Source organism: Campylobacter sp. CS_NA3, from assembly GCF_027797495.1.
Taxonomy (GTDB): Bacteria; Campylobacterota; Campylobacteria; order Campylobacterales; family Campylobacteraceae; genus Campylobacter_B.
In genome coordinates this window covers 1,056,407-1,072,370 of the sequence record NZ_CP115609.1, presented here as the reverse complement: position 1 = coordinate 1,072,370, position 15,964 = coordinate 1,056,407, and the positions used below count along the sequence as shown (strand labels likewise).

General features: G+C 34.9%; 20 protein-coding genes and 5 tRNA genes. 24 read left to right on the top strand and 1 reads right to left on the bottom strand.

Annotation, left to right across the window (positions count from 1 at the left end; genetic code table 11):
- Both PF026_RS05325 and PF026_RS05320 read left to right on the top strand, forming a co-directional pair.
- Entirely contained in the window at window positions 1-1,275 is a 1,275-nt protein-coding gene (locus PF026_RS05325) for a (Fe-S)-binding protein (RefSeq protein ID WP_270863510.1), read from the top strand.
- Between the two features lie 124 nt (window positions 1,276-1,399).
- Window positions 1,400-2,416 (top strand): hypothetical protein, encoded by a 1,017-nt coding sequence (locus PF026_RS05320; protein ID WP_270863509.1) that lies wholly within the window; start codon window positions 1,400-1,402, stop codon window positions 2,414-2,416.
- A gap of 50 nt (window positions 2,417-2,466) precedes the next feature.
- On the opposite strand, the gene PF026_RS05315 is transcribed toward PF026_RS05320, so the two are convergent.
- Window positions 2,467-2,691: a hypothetical protein gene (locus PF026_RS05315; protein ID WP_270863508.1), complete on the bottom strand. Its 225-nt coding sequence runs from the start codon at window positions 2,689-2,691 to the stop codon at window positions 2,467-2,469.
- Window positions 2,692-2,851: 160 nt separating this feature from the next.
- Here PF026_RS05315 and PF026_RS05310 point away from each other — a divergent pair, with 160 nt between their 5' ends.
- From PF026_RS05310 to rplL, 22 genes are all read left to right on the top strand, one after another.
- Window positions 2,852-3,772: a helix-turn-helix transcriptional regulator gene (locus PF026_RS05310; RefSeq protein ID WP_270863507.1), complete on the top strand. Its 921-nt coding sequence runs from the start codon at window positions 2,852-2,854 to the stop codon at window positions 3,770-3,772.
- A gap of 58 nt (window positions 3,773-3,830) precedes the next feature.
- The gene (locus tag PF026_RS05305) at window positions 3,831-4,307 is read left to right on the top strand and encodes a hypothetical protein (protein ID WP_270863506.1); all 477 of its coding nucleotides are present in this window, start codon (window positions 3,831-3,833) and stop codon (window positions 4,305-4,307) included.
- Between the two features lie 58 nt (window positions 4,308-4,365).
- Window positions 4,366-4,671: a hypothetical protein gene (locus tag PF026_RS05300; protein WP_270863505.1), complete on the top strand. Its 306-nt coding sequence runs from the start codon at window positions 4,366-4,368 to the stop codon at window positions 4,669-4,671.
- A gap of 141 nt (window positions 4,672-4,812) precedes the next feature.
- Window positions 4,813-5,619 (top strand): GTPase, encoded by an 807-nt coding sequence (locus tag PF026_RS05295; protein WP_270860670.1) that lies wholly within the window; start codon window positions 4,813-4,815, stop codon window positions 5,617-5,619.
- Entirely contained in the window at window positions 5,619-6,203 is a 585-nt protein-coding gene (locus PF026_RS05290) for a hypothetical protein (RefSeq protein ID WP_270860671.1), read from the top strand. The genes PF026_RS05295 and PF026_RS05290 overlap by 1 nt, the downstream gene beginning before the upstream one ends.
- Entirely contained in the window at window positions 6,184-7,941 is a 1,758-nt protein-coding gene (locus tag PF026_RS05285) for a hypothetical protein (protein ID WP_270860672.1), read from the top strand. Before PF026_RS05290 ends, PF026_RS05285 begins: the two co-directional genes overlap by 20 nt.
- Window positions 7,935-9,515: a GTPase gene (locus PF026_RS05280; RefSeq protein WP_270860673.1), complete on the top strand. Its 1,581-nt coding sequence runs from the start codon at window positions 7,935-7,937 to the stop codon at window positions 9,513-9,515. The genes PF026_RS05285 and PF026_RS05280 overlap by 7 nt, the downstream gene beginning before the upstream one ends.
- A gap of 7 nt (window positions 9,516-9,522) precedes the next feature.
- Entirely contained in the window at window positions 9,523-10,614 is a 1,092-nt protein-coding gene (locus tag PF026_RS05275) for an HP0729 family protein (RefSeq protein WP_270863504.1), read from the top strand.
- A gap of 3 nt (window positions 10,615-10,617) precedes the next feature.
- Complete coding sequence (locus tag PF026_RS05270; protein ID WP_270863503.1) at window positions 10,618-10,776, top strand: hypothetical protein; 159 nt, start codon at window positions 10,618-10,620, stop codon at window positions 10,774-10,776.
- A gap of 83 nt (window positions 10,777-10,859) precedes the next feature.
- A tRNA-Thr gene (locus tag PF026_RS05265) sits at window positions 10,860-10,935 on the top strand.
- 34 nt (window positions 10,936-10,969) lie between these two features.
- Window positions 10,970-11,054, top strand: a tRNA-Tyr gene (locus PF026_RS05260).
- A 23-nt stretch (window positions 11,055-11,077) separates the two neighbouring features.
- Window positions 11,078-11,154 (top strand) — tRNA-Gly (locus PF026_RS05255).
- A gap of 117 nt (window positions 11,155-11,271) precedes the next feature.
- Window positions 11,272-11,346, top strand: a tRNA-Thr gene (locus PF026_RS05250).
- A 76-nt stretch (window positions 11,347-11,422) separates the two neighbouring features.
- Window positions 11,423-12,622 carry an elongation factor Tu gene (gene tuf, locus PF026_RS05245; RefSeq protein WP_270860676.1) on the top strand — a complete coding sequence of 400 codons (1,200 nt, stop codon included), beginning with the start codon at window positions 11,423-11,425 and terminating at the stop codon, window positions 12,620-12,622.
- A 64-nt stretch (window positions 12,623-12,686) separates the two neighbouring features.
- Window positions 12,687-12,860 (top strand): 50S ribosomal protein L33, encoded by a 174-nt coding sequence (gene rpmG / locus PF026_RS05240; protein ID WP_270860677.1) that lies wholly within the window; start codon window positions 12,687-12,689, stop codon window positions 12,858-12,860.
- A 14-nt stretch (window positions 12,861-12,874) separates the two neighbouring features.
- A tRNA-Trp gene (locus PF026_RS05235) sits at window positions 12,875-12,950 on the top strand.
- A 12-nt stretch (window positions 12,951-12,962) separates the two neighbouring features.
- Window positions 12,963-13,139, top strand: coding sequence for a preprotein translocase subunit SecE (secE, locus tag PF026_RS05230; RefSeq protein WP_270860737.1), 177 nt, complete (start codon window positions 12,963-12,965; stop codon window positions 13,137-13,139).
- 12 nt (window positions 13,140-13,151) lie between these two features.
- On the top strand, window positions 13,152-13,682 hold the full coding sequence (nusG, locus tag PF026_RS05225) for a transcription termination/antitermination protein NusG (RefSeq protein WP_270860678.1): 531 nt from the start codon (window positions 13,152-13,154) through the stop codon (window positions 13,680-13,682).
- 15 nt (window positions 13,683-13,697) lie between these two features.
- Window positions 13,698-14,123, top strand: a complete 426-nt coding sequence (rplK, locus tag PF026_RS05220; protein ID WP_270860679.1) for a 50S ribosomal protein L11 — start codon at window positions 13,698-13,700, stop codon at window positions 14,121-14,123.
- A 56-nt stretch (window positions 14,124-14,179) separates the two neighbouring features.
- Window positions 14,180-14,881, top strand: coding sequence for a 50S ribosomal protein L1 (gene rplA, locus PF026_RS05215; protein ID WP_270860680.1), 702 nt, complete (start codon window positions 14,180-14,182; stop codon window positions 14,879-14,881).
- 108 nt (window positions 14,882-14,989) lie between these two features.
- The gene (gene rplJ, locus PF026_RS05210) at window positions 14,990-15,469 is read left to right on the top strand and encodes a 50S ribosomal protein L10 (RefSeq protein WP_270860681.1); all 480 of its coding nucleotides are present in this window, start codon (window positions 14,990-14,992) and stop codon (window positions 15,467-15,469) included.
- Window positions 15,470-15,490: 21 nt separating this feature from the next.
- Window positions 15,491-15,868 (top strand): 50S ribosomal protein L7/L12, encoded by a 378-nt coding sequence (gene rplL, locus PF026_RS05205; protein WP_270860682.1) that lies wholly within the window; start codon window positions 15,491-15,493, stop codon window positions 15,866-15,868.
- Window positions 15,869-15,964: the final 96 nt, after the last annotated feature.

Here is a 15,964-nt window from a genome sequence, read left to right as displayed (position 1 = left end):
ATGAGTGGCGAATTTGACTTTACAAAAATAAGCGATAAGTGCGTAAAATGCGGAAAATGTATCCAAGTTTGCACTATTCATAATATAAACGCAGACGAAGTAACATCTCCGCGTGGGTTTTTGGATTTGCTTGGAGCGTATAAACGGGGCGAATTAGAGCTTGATAAGGACGCTAAAAAAATCTTTGAGAGCTGTTTTTTATGCACGAATTGCGTAGATAGCTGTAATGATTCGCTCCCTGTTGATACGATGATAGAAAATGTTCGCCGTGATATAGCCGAAAAATTCGGCATTGCGTGGCATAAACGGGTTGCTTTTTGGTTTTTGGGTCATAGAAAAATTTTAGATTTAGCAGCTAAATTTGGCTTTGTTTTTAAAAGTTGCGGTTTTAAAACGAGCGATAAATTTGCAAATTCGATGAGTGCAAGATTTAATTTTCCGCTTGTAAAAAAAGAGCGATTATTGCCAAGTGTCGCTAAAAAAAGTTTTATGAACTCTCACCCTGAATTTATCGATAACGGTGGAGCTAAAACCATCGGCGTTTTTATCGGCTGTATGGGAAACTACGCATATACGGGCATTGGCGAAGGAATTCTTACGATAGCAAAAGCTTTAAAACTGAATTTGCATTTGATGAAAAAACAAGCCTGTTGCGGTGCGCCGATGTATTTTACGGGCGATTTTGGTGCAGTGGAAAAATCAGCTAAATTTAATATCGCATATTTTGAAGAGATACTTCAAAGCGTAGAAGCTATCATCGTGCCGGAAGCGACCTGCTCGGCGATGATTAAAGTTGATTACGCTCATTTTTTTGAAAACGACCCCGAGTGGTGCGAGCGAGCAAAAAAAGTGAGCGAAAAGATTTTTATGGCGACGGAGTATTTTGATAAATTTACAAATTTAAAAGCGTTATTAGCAGGAAAGCGAAAAACGGCTCAGGTCATAACCTACCACGACGCATGTCACGCACGAAAAATGCAGGGCGTTTTTAAAGAGCCACGAAATTTGCTCTCTATCAACTACGATATAAAAGAGATGAAAGATTCAAATCAATGTTGCGGTTTTGGCGGTGTTACTATGCAAACCGACCACTACGAACTCTCTCGCAAGGCTGGTCAAAGCAAAATCGAAATGTTAAAAGATATGCCTTTAAATGTGGTTAGTGCCGAGTGTAGTGCATGTAAAATGCAGCTAAATAATGCTTTGCATATCGCTGGGCTTGATAAAGAGTGCATAAATCCGATTGAGTTAATCGCAAAGGTTTTAAAAGATTAAGCGAATTTGAAAATTTGCTTTATATTTTTTTTAAAGAATTTAGGATAAAATGGCTGGTTTTGTGCTAAAAGTCGGAAAAGTCCGAGTTTAGGCAAAATTTTGAAAATATAATTAGGCGGAAATGGTGGAAAAAAAGTTGCATGGGCAGTTACAGCCCAAGATCATAATATCGTCTGAAAATTCTAACGATATAATTGATTCGCAAATAATAGATGGATTAAATATCTATGAGTGTAATTTTACCGCTATTTTAGTCAAAATCATCACAAATCCAAATGCAGAAATTTCTATCGTAAATTTAAAAACAAAAAACGAATTTATCAAACTTAACGCAAATTCGCAAGGCGAAGCGATTTTTCGCATAAATTCACAAAAACAAAGAGATAGGTTAAATTTTGAAATTTTAATTTCTAGCGAAAATTCGAGCGGATTTAGGTATAAATTTGTTATTTTAATCGACACAAAAAAGCCTATTTTTCGAGCAAATCGAAACGAAGAACGAGCGGTTGAGATTTTAAAAAATCACAATTATAAAGTAAATTCGCAAAACGGAACAAATTTTTTAATCGATTTGATGGATTTAACCGATGTTAAATTTGACATTGAGCGAATTTTATATACAAACGAGCATTATCCTGTGCTTAAATTCAAGGTTGGCGATTATGACGAATTTAAGCTATCTATCATCGGTTTTAACGACCATTTATTTAAAGAGCCTAATTTTATCGACGGAGAAATTTTGTTTGAAAAAGACTATTTTGTTTTTATCTGCAAGAGCAAATTTTTCCTTGAAGGCAAGTATATGTTTGTCGTCAGATACTTCGATAGCGACGGCACAAAAGAGCCAAGAGAAGAGCATTTTGTGCTGTGGGTTAAATTTAGTAACGATGATATTTTAAAGGCAAATTTGGAATTTAACGAAATTTACGGAGACGGCGCAAGTAGCGAGTACAAAGTGATTTTATTTTGCTTAAACGAACAAAACGGCTTCGATGAGATAAAACGAGTAATGAGCGATAAATTGGGCAAATTTAGCATAAAATTAATCGAAAAAGAGCTAAATTTATTCAAAACTAGAAAATTTTTACTAAGAAGCCTTGATAAGCACGGAAATTTCAGCAAACCTTTTGTGATAAATTAAAATTTATTCTAGCAAATTTGGTGTAGGTATTTTGAGAATTCTTTGAAAATTTATTCTAGCATACTACTTGCATTTTCGCTGTTTTCTTTGATTTTGAATTTATTTTCTTCGATCATAAGCCTATTTGTTTCGATGAGTTTTTCGAGTTGTTCGATTTTTTCTTGATTTAAATTTATCCTTTTTTCAAGCTCTTTTGTCCGTTTTTCGTAGCGATTTAAAAAATAATATATCACATAAATCAAAAAAACTATGACAATCCAAGGCAAAATTTTCATTTTTTATCCTTTTTCAAATTTTTCAAAGCATAATTATAGCACAAATTTAAATTTCGCTCACAAAGGCGACATAGCAAGAATTTAGGCAGATTTTTTATTTCCGTTTTTTTTTTTTTTGATATAATTCTAATTTAATTAAATTTAAACAAAAAGGCAAAAAGTGAGTAAGCGAAATCTAAAATCAGACCGCGATAATATCGCCATTAGGCTTGTTAGATTTATGCAACTTGCATTTTTGGGCGAGAGTTTTAGCACGAAAGACTTAGAAAACGAATTTGGCGTGGGCGATAGGACTATACAAAGGGATTTAAAGGCGCTTAGAGTGCATGGCTTTGAGTTTAAAACCAAAAACGGCATAACTCACGCAACTGCGTTGGGGGGGGGCTTTTTAAATTCTTGTTCGCTTAGCCTAGCACGAAATTTGGGCGTTAGCGAGATTTTCCCTAGCTTTGGGGAGAACGAAATCACAGATTTATTAAACGGCGTTTATAAAATCGATGCTAAATTTGAAAAATTCATTGCAAATTCTACGCTGAAAAATGATTTCAACGACATTTGCAGTGCTATCAAAAATCACTATATTTTAAATTTCACTTACGCCGAAAAACCACGCACGGCTAATCCCTATGCTTTTATTTTCCGTCTTGGGGTTTGGTATGTGCTGTGCGATGAAAAGGGCGTTTTAAAGACATTTACATTTGAAAAAATCTTAAATTTAGATGTTAGCAGAAAAACTTTCGCACCACAAAATGAAAAACTAGCACAAATCAAAGAAAACAAAAACCACTGGTTTTCATCTGCCCCGGTGCAAGCCGTTTTACGGCTAGATAGCAGGGCAACGGCGTATCTAAACCACAAGCAGTTTTTTATAAAACAAAAAATCACAAAAAAAGATGAAAAATTTGCCTATCTTAGCGTAACGGCGGCGTTTGAAGATGAAATTTTAAATTTCGCAAAACTTTACCTGCCGTATGTGAAAATCATCGAACCTGCGAATTTGCAAAGTAAATTTGAAAAAATTCTGCAAGATTATTTGGAAAAAAGTGCCAATGCGACAAATACTGACGGGAAAATTTCTTAAAATGAGTAAATTTATTGTGCTTTTTGGTGCGATAAAAATTTACTTTAAGGAAAGAAAAATGAACGAATTTGTCACAGCTACGGAAAAAAGGGTAATGGAGTTGAAGTTAAAATTTGCCAAAAAACGGGGTTTATTAAAAAAGATTGAAGAAATAACACCTGAGTTTTTAAAAATCATAGCCCAAAAAACAAACGGCGATGATACAGAGCTAGAAAACGAAGCGATTTTATATATAAAGCAAAAATATGGAATTAAGCTTGTGTCCGAAATCAAACACTTGATTTCAGGCGATTTTTATCGTAATCATAGCGATGAAGCCATACATATCGCAGATATTTTAATGCCAGAACGACCCATTATATCAGCAGAAATCGAGAAAATCAAAGAAGAAATTCTAAATTTGACAACGAAAGAGCTTCAAAAAGAAATCGATTTTAAAAAGGAAAGCATTGAGAGATTTAAAGAAGAGATTAAAGATTTACAAGCAAGATTGAAGATGAAAAAGGCGATAGTGGAAGCATATTTGATAATATGACAAATCCTGTCGCAAGAGTTTCGTAAAATACCATAAATTTTTTACGAAAGGATGAAAAATGTGGAAGTTTTTCTTAGGTTTAGGTGCAGGTGCGATAGCAGGTGTAGGTGCATTAATGTATGTCAAAAATAGGTGCGAAGAAGATGACGAATTCGCCGAAAAAGTCGATGATGTCATAGAGAGCGTTTGCAACGGATTTGGTAGAGCCAAAGACGCTATCGAAGAGACGGCTTCGCAAGTTTATGATAGCGTTGAGAAAAAGCTTGGAGAGATAGACGAAGCCTTTGGCTGGGGCAAGAGTGCAAAACCTGCCCCAAGTGTTGCACAAGGTAGCGAAATTACTATCGAAGCAGAAACCGAATAAATTCGCAAATCGCTAAAATTTACGAATTTACCTAGTTGCCGTGGAATTCTGTGAATTCTACGGCAAATTTTAAATTTGAGTTTATAAGTCTGCGTTAGAGCGGGGATTTATAAACTCAAAATTCAAAACAAAGGAGTTCTTATGAGTATCGATGAAATACGAGAATTAGTTGAAGCTTTAAAGTTTTCTCAAAACATAAAACCGAATGTTTTGTGTATAGGGATTTATAATAGTGGAAAAAGTTCGCTTTTAAACGCTTTGATAGATGATTTTGAAAACGAAACTTTTGAAGTGGCTGACAAGCGAGAAACGCCAGAAATTAAAAGTGTGGAGTATGGGGGTATTATTTACATCGACACACCTGGACTAAATGCTACGCCTGATGACGATGAAAAGGCTCTTGGCGGTGAGTTTATGTCTGATGTGAATATATTTTTGCACTCTTTATCGGGCGGAGAGCTGAAAAAAGACGAGATAGGTTATTTGCATAGCTTGATAAACGAGCTAAATAATGCAAAATCGTTTTTTGATAAGACAATCTTTGTGATAAATCATATAGAAGATAAAAGCGATGAAGATATAAAAAGGGGTATGGAAAAGATAAAAGAGCAAATTCAAAATGAATTTAGTGCTAGTGTGAAAGTTTTGAGCATAAAAACGCCAAGTTATATCAAAGGCAAAAATGAAAATAAAAATTTGCTAGTTCAAAACAGCGGTATAAATGAGCTAAAAGAGCAGATAAATAAAATGTGCAGACCGGATAAAATTTATAAAAATCGAAATGCAAGATTAGAAAAAGCCGTAAAAATGCTGATTTTATCACTGCAAGAAAAAATCGAAGAAAACAATAAAGCCGTGCAAAATATAAAAGAAAAAGAAGAGCAAATTAAAGAAAAAGTAGCAGAAGCAAACAAAACTATAAAAAATATGAAAGCGAGGTTAAGATAATGCCAATTCCATTGATAGGCTGGGCAGCCGCCGCCGTTGGTGCCGTTGTAGTAGGTGCAGTAGTAAAAGCTTTTAATGATGATGATAAATCATCGACAACGACTACAAGCAATCGCAATGAGTTAGAAGAAGAAAAAAAGAAAAAAGAGTTATCTCATAATGAGAAAATTTACGCAAGTATTAAAAAGTATAAAAAAGGTGTGTTTGATTCCATAGAAAGAGATTTTGGGGTTAAAGTGCAGCATAAACTTAATCCGCTGGGCATGGCTACGGCGGCTATGACGGCTCCTTTTGTTGGCGTCGCAGGTGTTGTTGCTGCTGGGATTGGAATTGCTAAGGTAGTTTCCGAGCAAGTTTCTGATAAATTAAATACCCAAGAAAAATCTTCGATATACCACAAAATTGCTAAGGTAGTTTCCGAGCAAGTTTCTGATAAATCAGCTCTTTGTGCTATGGTTTCCAATGACAACGATGAAATAGTTTTTCACGGCATTGACACTAGCCATATAGAGAAAGAAAATGAAAATTTACAAAATGAAATCAATGAATTAAAGGAGTTTTTAGATGAAATCAAAAATGGTTGAATTTTATAAATCTCTTGATGAGATAAGCGTCAGAAATTCTAAAATAGATGAAAAAAGACAAAAGCTTCAAAATTTAGTAAATGATTTAAGAGACGATTTAGGCAATGTCAGCTTAGATGAGAATTTGCGTAAAGCAAATGAAGCATTAGCTGAGACATTTGAGAGTATCAAAAACACGGCACAATCTAGCATAGAAAACTGGAACGCCGAATTCGAGAAAAATTTAGAAAATGAAAAATTGAGAAGTGAGCTTAAAAACTATTTTATAGTTATGATTTTTGGAAAAGTAAAAGCAGGAAAAAGTTATCTAGGAAATTTTATAGCCAAAAATAGACTTGCAAATCAAAATGTTTCGTTTTTTAAATACGATGAAGCAGGTAAAAAAGATGAAATCAAAGAGTTAGCCGAGATAAATGACGAAGAGTTTAAGACAGATCTTTTGGAATGCACAAGCTCTATTCAAGGATTTAAGCTAAGCGGTTTGGCTTGGATAGATTCACCTGGTCTTGGCTCGATGACTGATAAAAATGGCGAACTTGCTAAAAAATATCTAAGCAGTGCTGATTATGTTATTTATCCGTCTCACTCGCTTGACCCTTTTCAAATGGATGAAAATAGAGAACTTGATGAAATTTTCAGAGCAAATAAAGAAGTTACTACAATTATCACTAAATCAGATATAAGCGGCGAAGATGAAATAAATGGAGAAATAGTGCTTATTTCAAATAATAAATCGCCAGAAATCAGAAAAGGTCAAGAAGAAGATTGCAAAAAACGCATAAAAGAGCAGATTGGCAAAGAAGTGGGAGATATTTTTTCTATTTCGACAAAAATGGCAAAGATTGGGCTAGAAAACGATGATAAGGAAAAATTTGAAAATAGCAATATTTCAAAGTTGTATGAAAATTTAACTGATATTGTGAAAAATAAAGCTACAAAATTAAAAGAGCAAAGTCCGTATTTAACGCTAAATTCACTCATAGATGAAATTTTGGAAGATAGAGAAAATTCGATAGCTCAAATTAAAGAAAGTATAGATAAATTTGATGATGAAACAAGACAAACAAATGAAAAATTTGATACTTTGAAGTTAAATTCTATGAGCGAAGTAGGCTTGATAGTAGATGAAGTGGTTAGCAAATATGCGACAAACCTTTCAAATAGGGATTTAAAGAAAACGCTAGAAAAGATAGATAAAAAGATAAAGGCTAAATTTGAAAAAGATTTAGAGATGAAAATTAAAAATGTTGTTGAAAGTTATGAAAAGGTTGTCGATGAATTTGAAAGCGAACTAAATTATGATTATGAGATAAAAGAGAAACGAGAAAAAATAAAATATTCTACAAAGACTAGAAATAAGGCTGTCGGTCGTGCTCTACTAGGTACAGCAGTGGTGGGTGCTCTTTCGCTTGTGCCAGGTATAAATGTATTAACTTGGACTGGTGCTGCTATTTATACTGGTGCTACTACTGTCGCTGGTTATGTCGGTGGTAAAATCGGAGAAGTCACAGGCAAAGATAAATACGAGTGGGTATCAATCGGCGATAATAGCGAAGAAGTGATTTTAAATTTTAAAGAAGTTAGAACTAAACATTTTGCCGAAATAGCAAAACAAGCTTATGAAGCCTTGCAGGAGAAAATTTTTAAACCGCTTGAAGAAAAATCTACTAAAATCGCCGAAATTTTAAATAAATTTGAAAATGAAATACAAACTTTTAAAAAGGAGCTACAATGTTAATCAAAAACTACAAAAGTATCCAAAATGAGTTAAATTCTTTGTTAAAAGATAACGAAAATTTCAAAGAAATTTTAGATAGTATAAATCAAACGCTAGATGAAAAACTAGCAAATTTTAATCCGACATTTATGATTTACGGCACATATAATAGCGGTAAATCAACCCTGCTAAATGCTCTTTTTGGCAAAGAAGTAGCACCTATGGGCGATGTGCCTACTACCAAAGAGATACACGAGCATAAATTTAACGGCTTTACTATCTATGATACTCCCGGACTTAATGCAAATAATGAAGATGATATAATCTCGCAGGAACATTTGCAAAAAAGCGATGCCGTGATATTTGTAATGCAAAATGGTGGCTCTGTCGAAGCAAGATATATCTACACTGCAATGGCTGAAATTTTAAAAAACAATAAAAAGCTTTTGGTCGTTGTAAATGATAAAGAGTGTCATGGGTTTGATAGTGAAGAGAGTGTAAAAATCACAGATAAGGTAGCCCAAAATTTACAAAGAATTTCATCTGAGTATGGAGCGGAAGCTGAAAATATCCAAATCAAGGTTGTAAATGCTTTATCTGCGTTAAAAGCGAAAATGGAAAATAAAAATCTTTTGCTTGAAAAAAGCGGCTACCTACAAATCGAACTTGCAATAAAAAATTTAATGCAAAATTCTAGCACAAACGATGTCGAGAATACTATCAATAAATTTTTAAAAGAGAAATTAGAAAAAATATCTCAAATTTGTGATTTAAATTTTGAAAGCGAAAAACAAAAAAGCATTTCAGAACTCATAGCCTACCTTGAAAAACAAAAAGATAATTTTAAAATCAAGCAAAATAACGGATTAAGAAGACATATTTTAAATTTAAAAGATAATCTTGTTGCGGTTTTATCTAGTGAAAATCCTAGCGAAGCAAAACTATACGAGCTAATAGACGCAAAAACAAATTTGATATGCGATGAATTTTCACAAGGAGTAAATGATATAAGCAGTGAAATTTCACGCAAAGTAGATGAATTTCAAGGAAATTTTAGCAAACTAGGTGGCGTAAGCGTAGATATAAATTTGCCAAATTTAGTATCAAATAGCGAAATGGGCGAATTTTTGATACCTGATGAATTAAAAAATAATGCAATGCGATTAGTAAATGACAAAGAGTTAGTTTCTGGTGCTACAAAAAAAGCACTGGAATATATCAAAGAATATTTGCCTAAATTAATGAAAGGAAAAGGTAAAGTTTGGATAGAAAAAACTTCTCAAACGCTTGGAAAACGGCTTGGCATTATCATAACAGTAATAACTAGTGCCAGTGACATATATAAAGCCAATAAAGAACACAAAGAGATGATAAAAAAAGAAAAAGAACGAATTGCAAGTATAAATAATACAGCTAGTAACATAGCAGATGATTTGGAAGTAAATTTCAAAAAAGAATTTAACAAGATTACAAATGAAATTTTCAATCCACTTTTGAATACTTATAGCACAATTTTTAGAGAGTTGTCATCGAAAAACGATGATTTAGAGCAAATTCAAAAGCAAATTTCAAAAATTTCAGAAAAAATAGCGTAGGTGAAAAATGCAAAATATCCTTATCCTTTACAACCCGTATTTCAAGGCAAATGTCATCGAAGAGCATATAAAAATTTTGCTTAGCAAAGGTAAGGTCGCATTTGGCAAGGTCAGAGCCAAGGATAGGGATATGCAAAATTTAGATGAAAACGCCCTAAACGAAATTTATGCCGGTGCAAACGCAGACGAAAACGGCTATTTTCAGCTGTTTTTGAGCGATTTTTCTAGCCTTTATGTCGCCAAAGTCATCGCCGTAAAAGACAGCCTAGATGATAAGATCGCTCCGAGCTACTACGAGAGCTTAGAAGTGGAGAAATGGTTTATTTTAGGCGATTTGCGTGAGCTTGTGCGAAATGATTTCGAACGCGTCAGAGATGATTTTTTAAGCGGATTTTTGGTGCGTGGCAGGACTTACCGCATTTATGGCAACGACTATGTTTATCCGCTTGTGGTAGAACAAAAAAATTCGCTTGATTATTTTTCTAGCGGCGAGTGTTTTTATAAAAATGTCTATAAAAGTGCCGAATTTTTGGGCGTAAAAGAAAATTTGGCAAGGTATTGTTTCGGCGAGATTTTTCACATCTTACATATCGATAGCGTGGAAAATTTAGTCTCAGCCGAGATCGAATACCTAGCCAACAAAGATGATAAAATTTACGATTTTAGCGCCATTTCGATGAGATATTCTAAGGTCATGGAGCTTGAAATTTACGAATTTGTCAAAATTTTATTTAAAAGGCTTTGCATTTTTGACAAAGAGATTTTAGCCGTGCCTTACTCGGTGCAGGGTAAGGACTACACCGTGCGAGATATGTTTGAAATTCGCCCAAATTTAGGCACTTACAAATTTTTATTTAATCAAATCAAAATAAAAAACGCTATTAAAAGACTAAATGATAGGAATTTAGAAAATTTTCTATTTTACACCTTGCTCGGCGAGATAACTGCCCTGCAAAGTGTGCGAAATGCAAGCGTGCATGAAAAAAAGGCGAGCCTGCGTGAGATAAATTTGCTAAGAAGCCGAATTTTAGGCATAGGGCGAGACGGCGCGATACCTGCGCTTTTGCGAGAAAAACAAAAAATCGATTATAAAGGATAAAAAATGAAAATCAACGGCATAATTCCTGGAAAACCAAAGTTGGTAAAATGCCCAAAATGTGGAAATTTGCAAATTTTTATTTTTAGTTGCACGAAGCCGTTTGCAGTGTGTGAAAAATGCAAAAGCCAAATACCGCCAAAAACAGCAAAGGGAAAAGATTAAATATCTAAATTTGCATAAAATTTTTAAAAAAACCTTGACAAGAGTTTAATTTTAAGATATAATCACAACTTCAAATTAATCGGGCTGGTGTAGCTCAGTTGGTAGAGCTACTGCCTTGTAAGCAGTGGGTCGGCGGTTCAAGTCCGTTCACCAGCTCCATTTTTTTGTAACAGTGTTTGACCAGATTTTTTTAGGTGAGATACTCAAGTGGCCAACGAGGGCAGACTGTAAATCTGCTGGCTTTGCCTTCCGTGGTTCGAATCCACGTCTCACCACCATGGCAATAAAATGGAAGCGACTTGCGGGAGTAGCTCAGTTGGCTAGAGCATCAGCCTTCCAAGCTGAGGGTCGCGGGTTCGAGCCCCGTTTCCCGCTCCATTTTGGATTCTTACTGGGAGCTGTAAAACTTAAATTTATACAGTTACTTTTTAGATTCCAAGGTTTATTTGTGTTTTTTAATAGTGTCCAAACTCTACTTTTGCCAAGCCTTTAAGCGCTCATATGGCTCAGAGGTAGAGCACTTCCTTGGTAAGGAAGAGGTCGCGGGTTCAAGTCCCGCTATGAGCTCCATTAGGAAATGTAGAGCCGCTGTTTAAAAATGCAAATTTAGGTATTACGAAAAAAACATTTATTACGGAGGAAGATAATGGCTAAAGAAAAATTTACTCGTAACAAGCCACACGTAAACATCGGTACTATTGGTCACGTCGATCATGGTAAAACTACTTTGACAGCTGCTATTTCTGCTGTTCTTTCAAGAAAAGGTCTAGCTGAGCTAAAAGACTATGACAATATTGATAACGCACCAGAAGAAAAAGAACGCGGTATTACTATTGCAACTTCACACATTGAGTATGAAACAGAAAATAGACACTACGCTCATGTTGATTGTCCTGGCCACGCTGACTATGTTAAAAATATGATTACTGGTGCTGCTCAAATGGACGGCGCGATTCTAGTTATCGCTGCGACAGACGGTCCTATGGCACAAACAAGAGAACACATTTTGCTATCTCGCCAAGTAGGTGTTCCATATATCGTTGTTTTCCTAAACAAATGCGATATGATGGACGATCCTGAACTAATCGAACTAGTTGAAATGGAAATTAGAGATCTACTAAGCCAATACGATTTCCCGGGAGATGATACTCCTATTATCCAAGGTTCAGCTCTTCAAGCTCTTGAAGAAGCAAAAGCTGGAAACGACGGCGAATGGTCAGCAAAAATTATGGAACTTATGAATGCTGTTGATAGCTATATCCCAACTCCAACTCGTGACACTGATAAAGATTTCTTGATGCCAATCGAAGATATTTTCTCAATTTCAGGTCGTGGAACAGTTGTAACAGGTAGAATCGAAAAAGGTGTTGTTAAAGTAGGCGACACAATCGAAATCGTAGGTATCAGACCAACTCAAACTACAACAGTAACCGGCGTTGAAATGTTTAGAAAAGAGATGGATCAAGGCGAAGCTGGCGACAATGTCGGCGTATTGCTAAGAGGAACTAAAAAAGAAGAAGTTGAAAGAGGTATGGTTCTATGCAAACCAAAATCAATCAACCCACACACTAAATTTGAAGGCGAAGTTTATATTCTAACAAAAGACGAAGGTGGTCGCCATACTCCATTCTTTAACAATTATAGACCACAATTCTATGTTAGAACAACAGATGTTACAGGTTCTATCGCATTACCAACAGGAACTGAAATGGTTATGCCTGGTGATAATGTTAAAATCACTGTTGAGCTTATCGCTCCAATCGCACTTGAAGAAGGAACAAGATTCGCTATCCGTGAGGGTGGTAGAACAGTTGGTTCAGGTGTTGTATCAAAAATTTTAGCTTAATTAAATTTATGCAAACGGCAAATTTACGCCGTTTGCATTTTTAATTTTTAAAGGGTTTATTAAAATGGCAAAAAATTCAAGTAGAATAAAAATCGGTCTTAAATGTGCAGAATGCGGTGATATTAATTATACAACTTATAAAAATAGCAAAACTACAACTGAAAAAGTTGAACTTAAAAAATATTGCCCAAGACTTAAAAAACACACAGTTCATAAAGAAGTTAAGTTAAAGAGCTAGTATTTACGCCATTTAGGGCAATAGCTCCAACGGTAGAGCGCCGGATTCCAAATCCGATGGTTGGGGGTTCGAATCCCTCTTGCCCTGCCACGAAGGTTTAATATGGAAAAAGTTAAAGAATATTATAGTCAATCAAAATCGGAATTAGACAAGGTTATCTTTCCTACCAAAGAACAAACTAGAAACGCTTATGTAGCGGTAATCGTAGTAGTTTTCGTTATAGCGTTATTTTTGGCTTTGGTTGATGCGATTATGTCAGGTCTAATTAGCGCATCGTAAGTGAGGTCTGCTATGGCACATAAATGGTATGCTATCCAAACTTATGCAGGAAGCGAAATGGCTGTTAAAAGAGCCATTGAGGCACTTGCACAAGATTATGGAATGACCGAGCAAGTAGGGGAAGTTTTAGTTCCCACAGAAGATGTTATCGAAGTAAAAAATGGTAAAAAAACCATAAAAGAAAGAAGCTTGTATCCGGGTTATTGTTTTGCAAATTTGGATTTGGATACTGCTTTATGGCATAAAATTCAAACTTTACCGAGAGTTAGCAGATTTATCGGCGAAGCAAAAAAGCCGTCTCCGCTTTCGGAAAAAGATATTGAAGTTATTTTAGAAAAGGTAAATAACCGAGAAGCACCTAAGCCAAAAATTTTCTTTGACGAAGGCGAAACGGTTAGAATAACCGAAGGTCCGTTTGCAAATTTCAACGGCATAGTCGAAGAATACGATATGATTCATGGAAAACTTCGCTTAAATGTTTCTATTTTCGGTAGAAGCACACCGGTTGAAATTTTATATTCACAAGTTGAAAAGATAGTTTGATAAGGAGAAAAGTTTATGGCTAAGAAAGTTATAGGCGAAATTAAATTACAAATTGCCGCTACAAAAGCTAACCCAAGCCCACCGGTTGGTCCTGCGCTTGGTCAAAAAGGCGTTAATATTATGGAATTTTGTAAGGCTTTTAACGAGCGAACAAAAGATATGGCAGGTTATAATATCCCTGTTGTTATCACTGTTTATGCTGATAAAAGTTTTACATTTATTACAAAACAACCACCTGCAACTGATCTAATCAAAAAAGCAGCTGGAATTCAAAAAGGTTCGGATAATCCGTTAAAAAATAAAGTCGGCAAATTGACAAAAGCTCAAATTTTCGAGATTGTTGATAAAAAAATCGCTGATTTAAACACAAAAGATAAAGAACAAGCTGCTAAAATTATAGCTGGTTCTGCACGCTCTATGGGTATAACCATAGTAGATTAATACCTTTTACCGCCAAGGTTATAAAGGCGGAAGCAAACTAATGCGAAGGAAAATTTATGTCAAAAAATTCAAAAAGATTTAATGAACTTTTAAAAAAAGTTGATACAAACAAAGCTTATGCTTTAAGTGAAGCTGTTGAAACAGTAAAAACACTAGCTTCTGCTAAATTCGATGAAACAGTTGAAATAGCACTAAAATTAAATGTAGATCCAAGACACGCTGATCAAATGGTTAGAGGTTCTGTTATACTTCCTGCTGGAACCGGTAAAAAAGTTCGCGTTGGCGTTATTGCAAAAGATGCAAAAGCAGATGAAGCCACAGCAGCAGGTGCTGATGTAGTTGGAAGCGATGATTTAATCGAAGAAATTCAAAAAGGCAATATAAATTTTGATGTTTTAATCGCTACTCCAAATTTAATGGGCTTAGTAGGTAAAGTTGGTAGAATTCTAGGACCAAAAGGCATTATGCCAAACCCAAAAACAGGCACTGTTACAATGGATGTTGCACAAGCTGTTAAAAACGCAAAAGGCGGTCAAGTAAATTTCCGTGTTGATAAACAAGGAAATATCCATGCAGGTCTTGGAAAAGTAAGTTTTAGCAAAGAACAACTTTTGGATAATGTTAATGCGTTTGTAAAAACTTTGAATAAACACAAACCATCAACTGCAAAAGGCAAATATATCAAATCAGCTGCATTGTCATTGACAATGAGCCCGTCTGTTGCACTTGATAGTCAAGAACTAATGGATTTAAAATAATTAAATAAATTTTTTTATCTTAGATTGGAGAGGGTTAGAGGCTTTTGCTTAATCGGGTTAAATTTAACCCGCTCTTCCTGAAATCACCGATCGGAAAGGAGAACCTGTATGACGAGAGATGAAAAAGCTAAAATTTTAGCAGAACTTAAAGATGAATTCGCAGCTAGCGAAGCTATTGTCGTTTCCGATTTTAAAGGTCTTAGCGTTAAACAACTTGAAGTTTTAAGAAATAGCGCAAAAGAACAAAATGTAAAAGTTAAAATCATAAAAAATACACTAGCAAATATCGCTCTTAAAAATGCCGAAAAAGAAGGTATGAGTTTTAAAGATACAAATATTTTCTTATGGGGCGATCAGCTTTCAGTTTGTAAAGTCGCTGCTAAATTTGAAGAAAAAAATGAATTTTTCAAATTAAAAACAGCTTTTATCGACGGCGAAGTTGCAAGTGTGGAAAAAGTCGTTGCATTGTCAAAAATGCCTTCAAGAGACGAACTTATCGCAATGTTACTTCAAGTTTGGAACGCACCGATTCAAAATTTTACAATCGGCTTAAATGCGCTTAAAGAAAAAAAAGAACAAACAGCATAATAAAAATTTAGGAGATTAAAAATGGCAATTACAAAAGAAGATGTATTAGAATTTATTTCTAATCTTTCAGTTTTAGAACTTAGCGAATTGGTAAAAGAATTCGAAGAAAAATTTGGTGTTAGCGCAGCTCCTGTTATGGTAGCTGGTGCAGCTGGTGGTGCAGCAGGTGGCGAAGCAGCAGAAGAAAAAACAGAATTCAATGTTGTTTTAACTGACGCTGGTGCAAATAAAATCGGTGTTATTAAAGTAGTTAGAGCTTTAACTGGTCTAGGCTTAAAAGAAGCAAAAGACGCTGTTGAAGGAACACCGTCAGTTCTTAAAGAAGGACTAAATAAAGAAGAAGCTGAAAAAGCTAAAAAAGAATTAGAAGAAGCCGGAGCAAAAGTCGAGCTTAAATAATTGAGAAAAGAATTTTCTTTTCGAAACTAATGTGTGCTAAATTCGCTGAATTTAGCACTTCTTTCTTTTTAAAATATACAACTACGAGGTAGTCTA

What these genes read in the sequence shown, in the direction of transcription:
- PF026_RS05325 (WP_270863510.1), top strand. Translation starts at nt 1, where the DNA reads ATGAGTGGCGAATTTGACTTTACAAAAATAAGCGATAAGTGCGTAAAA.
- PF026_RS05315 (WP_270863508.1), bottom strand. Translation starts at nt 2,691, where the DNA reads ATGAAAATTTTGCCTTGGATTGTCATAGTTTTTTTGATTTATGTGATA.
- PF026_RS05305 (WP_270863506.1), top strand. Translation starts at nt 3,831, where the DNA reads ATGAACGAATTTGTCACAGCTACGGAAAAAAGGGTAATGGAGTTGAAG.
- PF026_RS05300 (WP_270863505.1), top strand. Translation starts at nt 4,366, where the DNA reads ATGTGGAAGTTTTTCTTAGGTTTAGGTGCAGGTGCGATAGCAGGTGTA.
- PF026_RS05295 (WP_270860670.1), top strand. Translation starts at nt 4,813, where the DNA reads ATGAGTATCGATGAAATACGAGAATTAGTTGAAGCTTTAAAGTTTTCT.
- PF026_RS05290 (WP_270860671.1), top strand. Translation starts at nt 5,619, where the DNA reads ATGCCAATTCCATTGATAGGCTGGGCAGCCGCCGCCGTTGGTGCCGTT.
- PF026_RS05285 (WP_270860672.1), top strand. Translation starts at nt 6,184, where the DNA reads ATGAAATCAAAAATGGTTGAATTTTATAAATCTCTTGATGAGATAAGC.
- PF026_RS05280 (WP_270860673.1), top strand. Translation starts at nt 7,935, where the DNA reads ATGTTAATCAAAAACTACAAAAGTATCCAAAATGAGTTAAATTCTTTG.
- PF026_RS05275 (WP_270863504.1), top strand. Translation starts at nt 9,523, where the DNA reads ATGCAAAATATCCTTATCCTTTACAACCCGTATTTCAAGGCAAATGTC.
- PF026_RS05270 (WP_270863503.1), top strand. Translation starts at nt 10,618, where the DNA reads ATGAAAATCAACGGCATAATTCCTGGAAAACCAAAGTTGGTAAAATGC.
- tuf (WP_270860676.1), top strand. Translation starts at nt 11,423, where the DNA reads ATGGCTAAAGAAAAATTTACTCGTAACAAGCCACACGTAAACATCGGT.
- rpmG (WP_270860677.1), top strand. Translation starts at nt 12,687, where the DNA reads ATGGCAAAAAATTCAAGTAGAATAAAAATCGGTCTTAAATGTGCAGAA.
- secE (WP_270860737.1), top strand. Translation starts at nt 12,963, where the DNA reads ATGGAAAAAGTTAAAGAATATTATAGTCAATCAAAATCGGAATTAGAC.
- nusG (WP_270860678.1), top strand. Translation starts at nt 13,152, where the DNA reads ATGGCACATAAATGGTATGCTATCCAAACTTATGCAGGAAGCGAAATG.
- rplK (WP_270860679.1), top strand. Translation starts at nt 13,698, where the DNA reads ATGGCTAAGAAAGTTATAGGCGAAATTAAATTACAAATTGCCGCTACA.
- rplA (WP_270860680.1), top strand. Translation starts at nt 14,180, where the DNA reads ATGTCAAAAAATTCAAAAAGATTTAATGAACTTTTAAAAAAAGTTGAT.
- rplJ (WP_270860681.1), top strand. Translation starts at nt 14,990, where the DNA reads ATGACGAGAGATGAAAAAGCTAAAATTTTAGCAGAACTTAAAGATGAA.
- rplL (WP_270860682.1), top strand. Translation starts at nt 15,491, where the DNA reads ATGGCAATTACAAAAGAAGATGTATTAGAATTTATTTCTAATCTTTCA.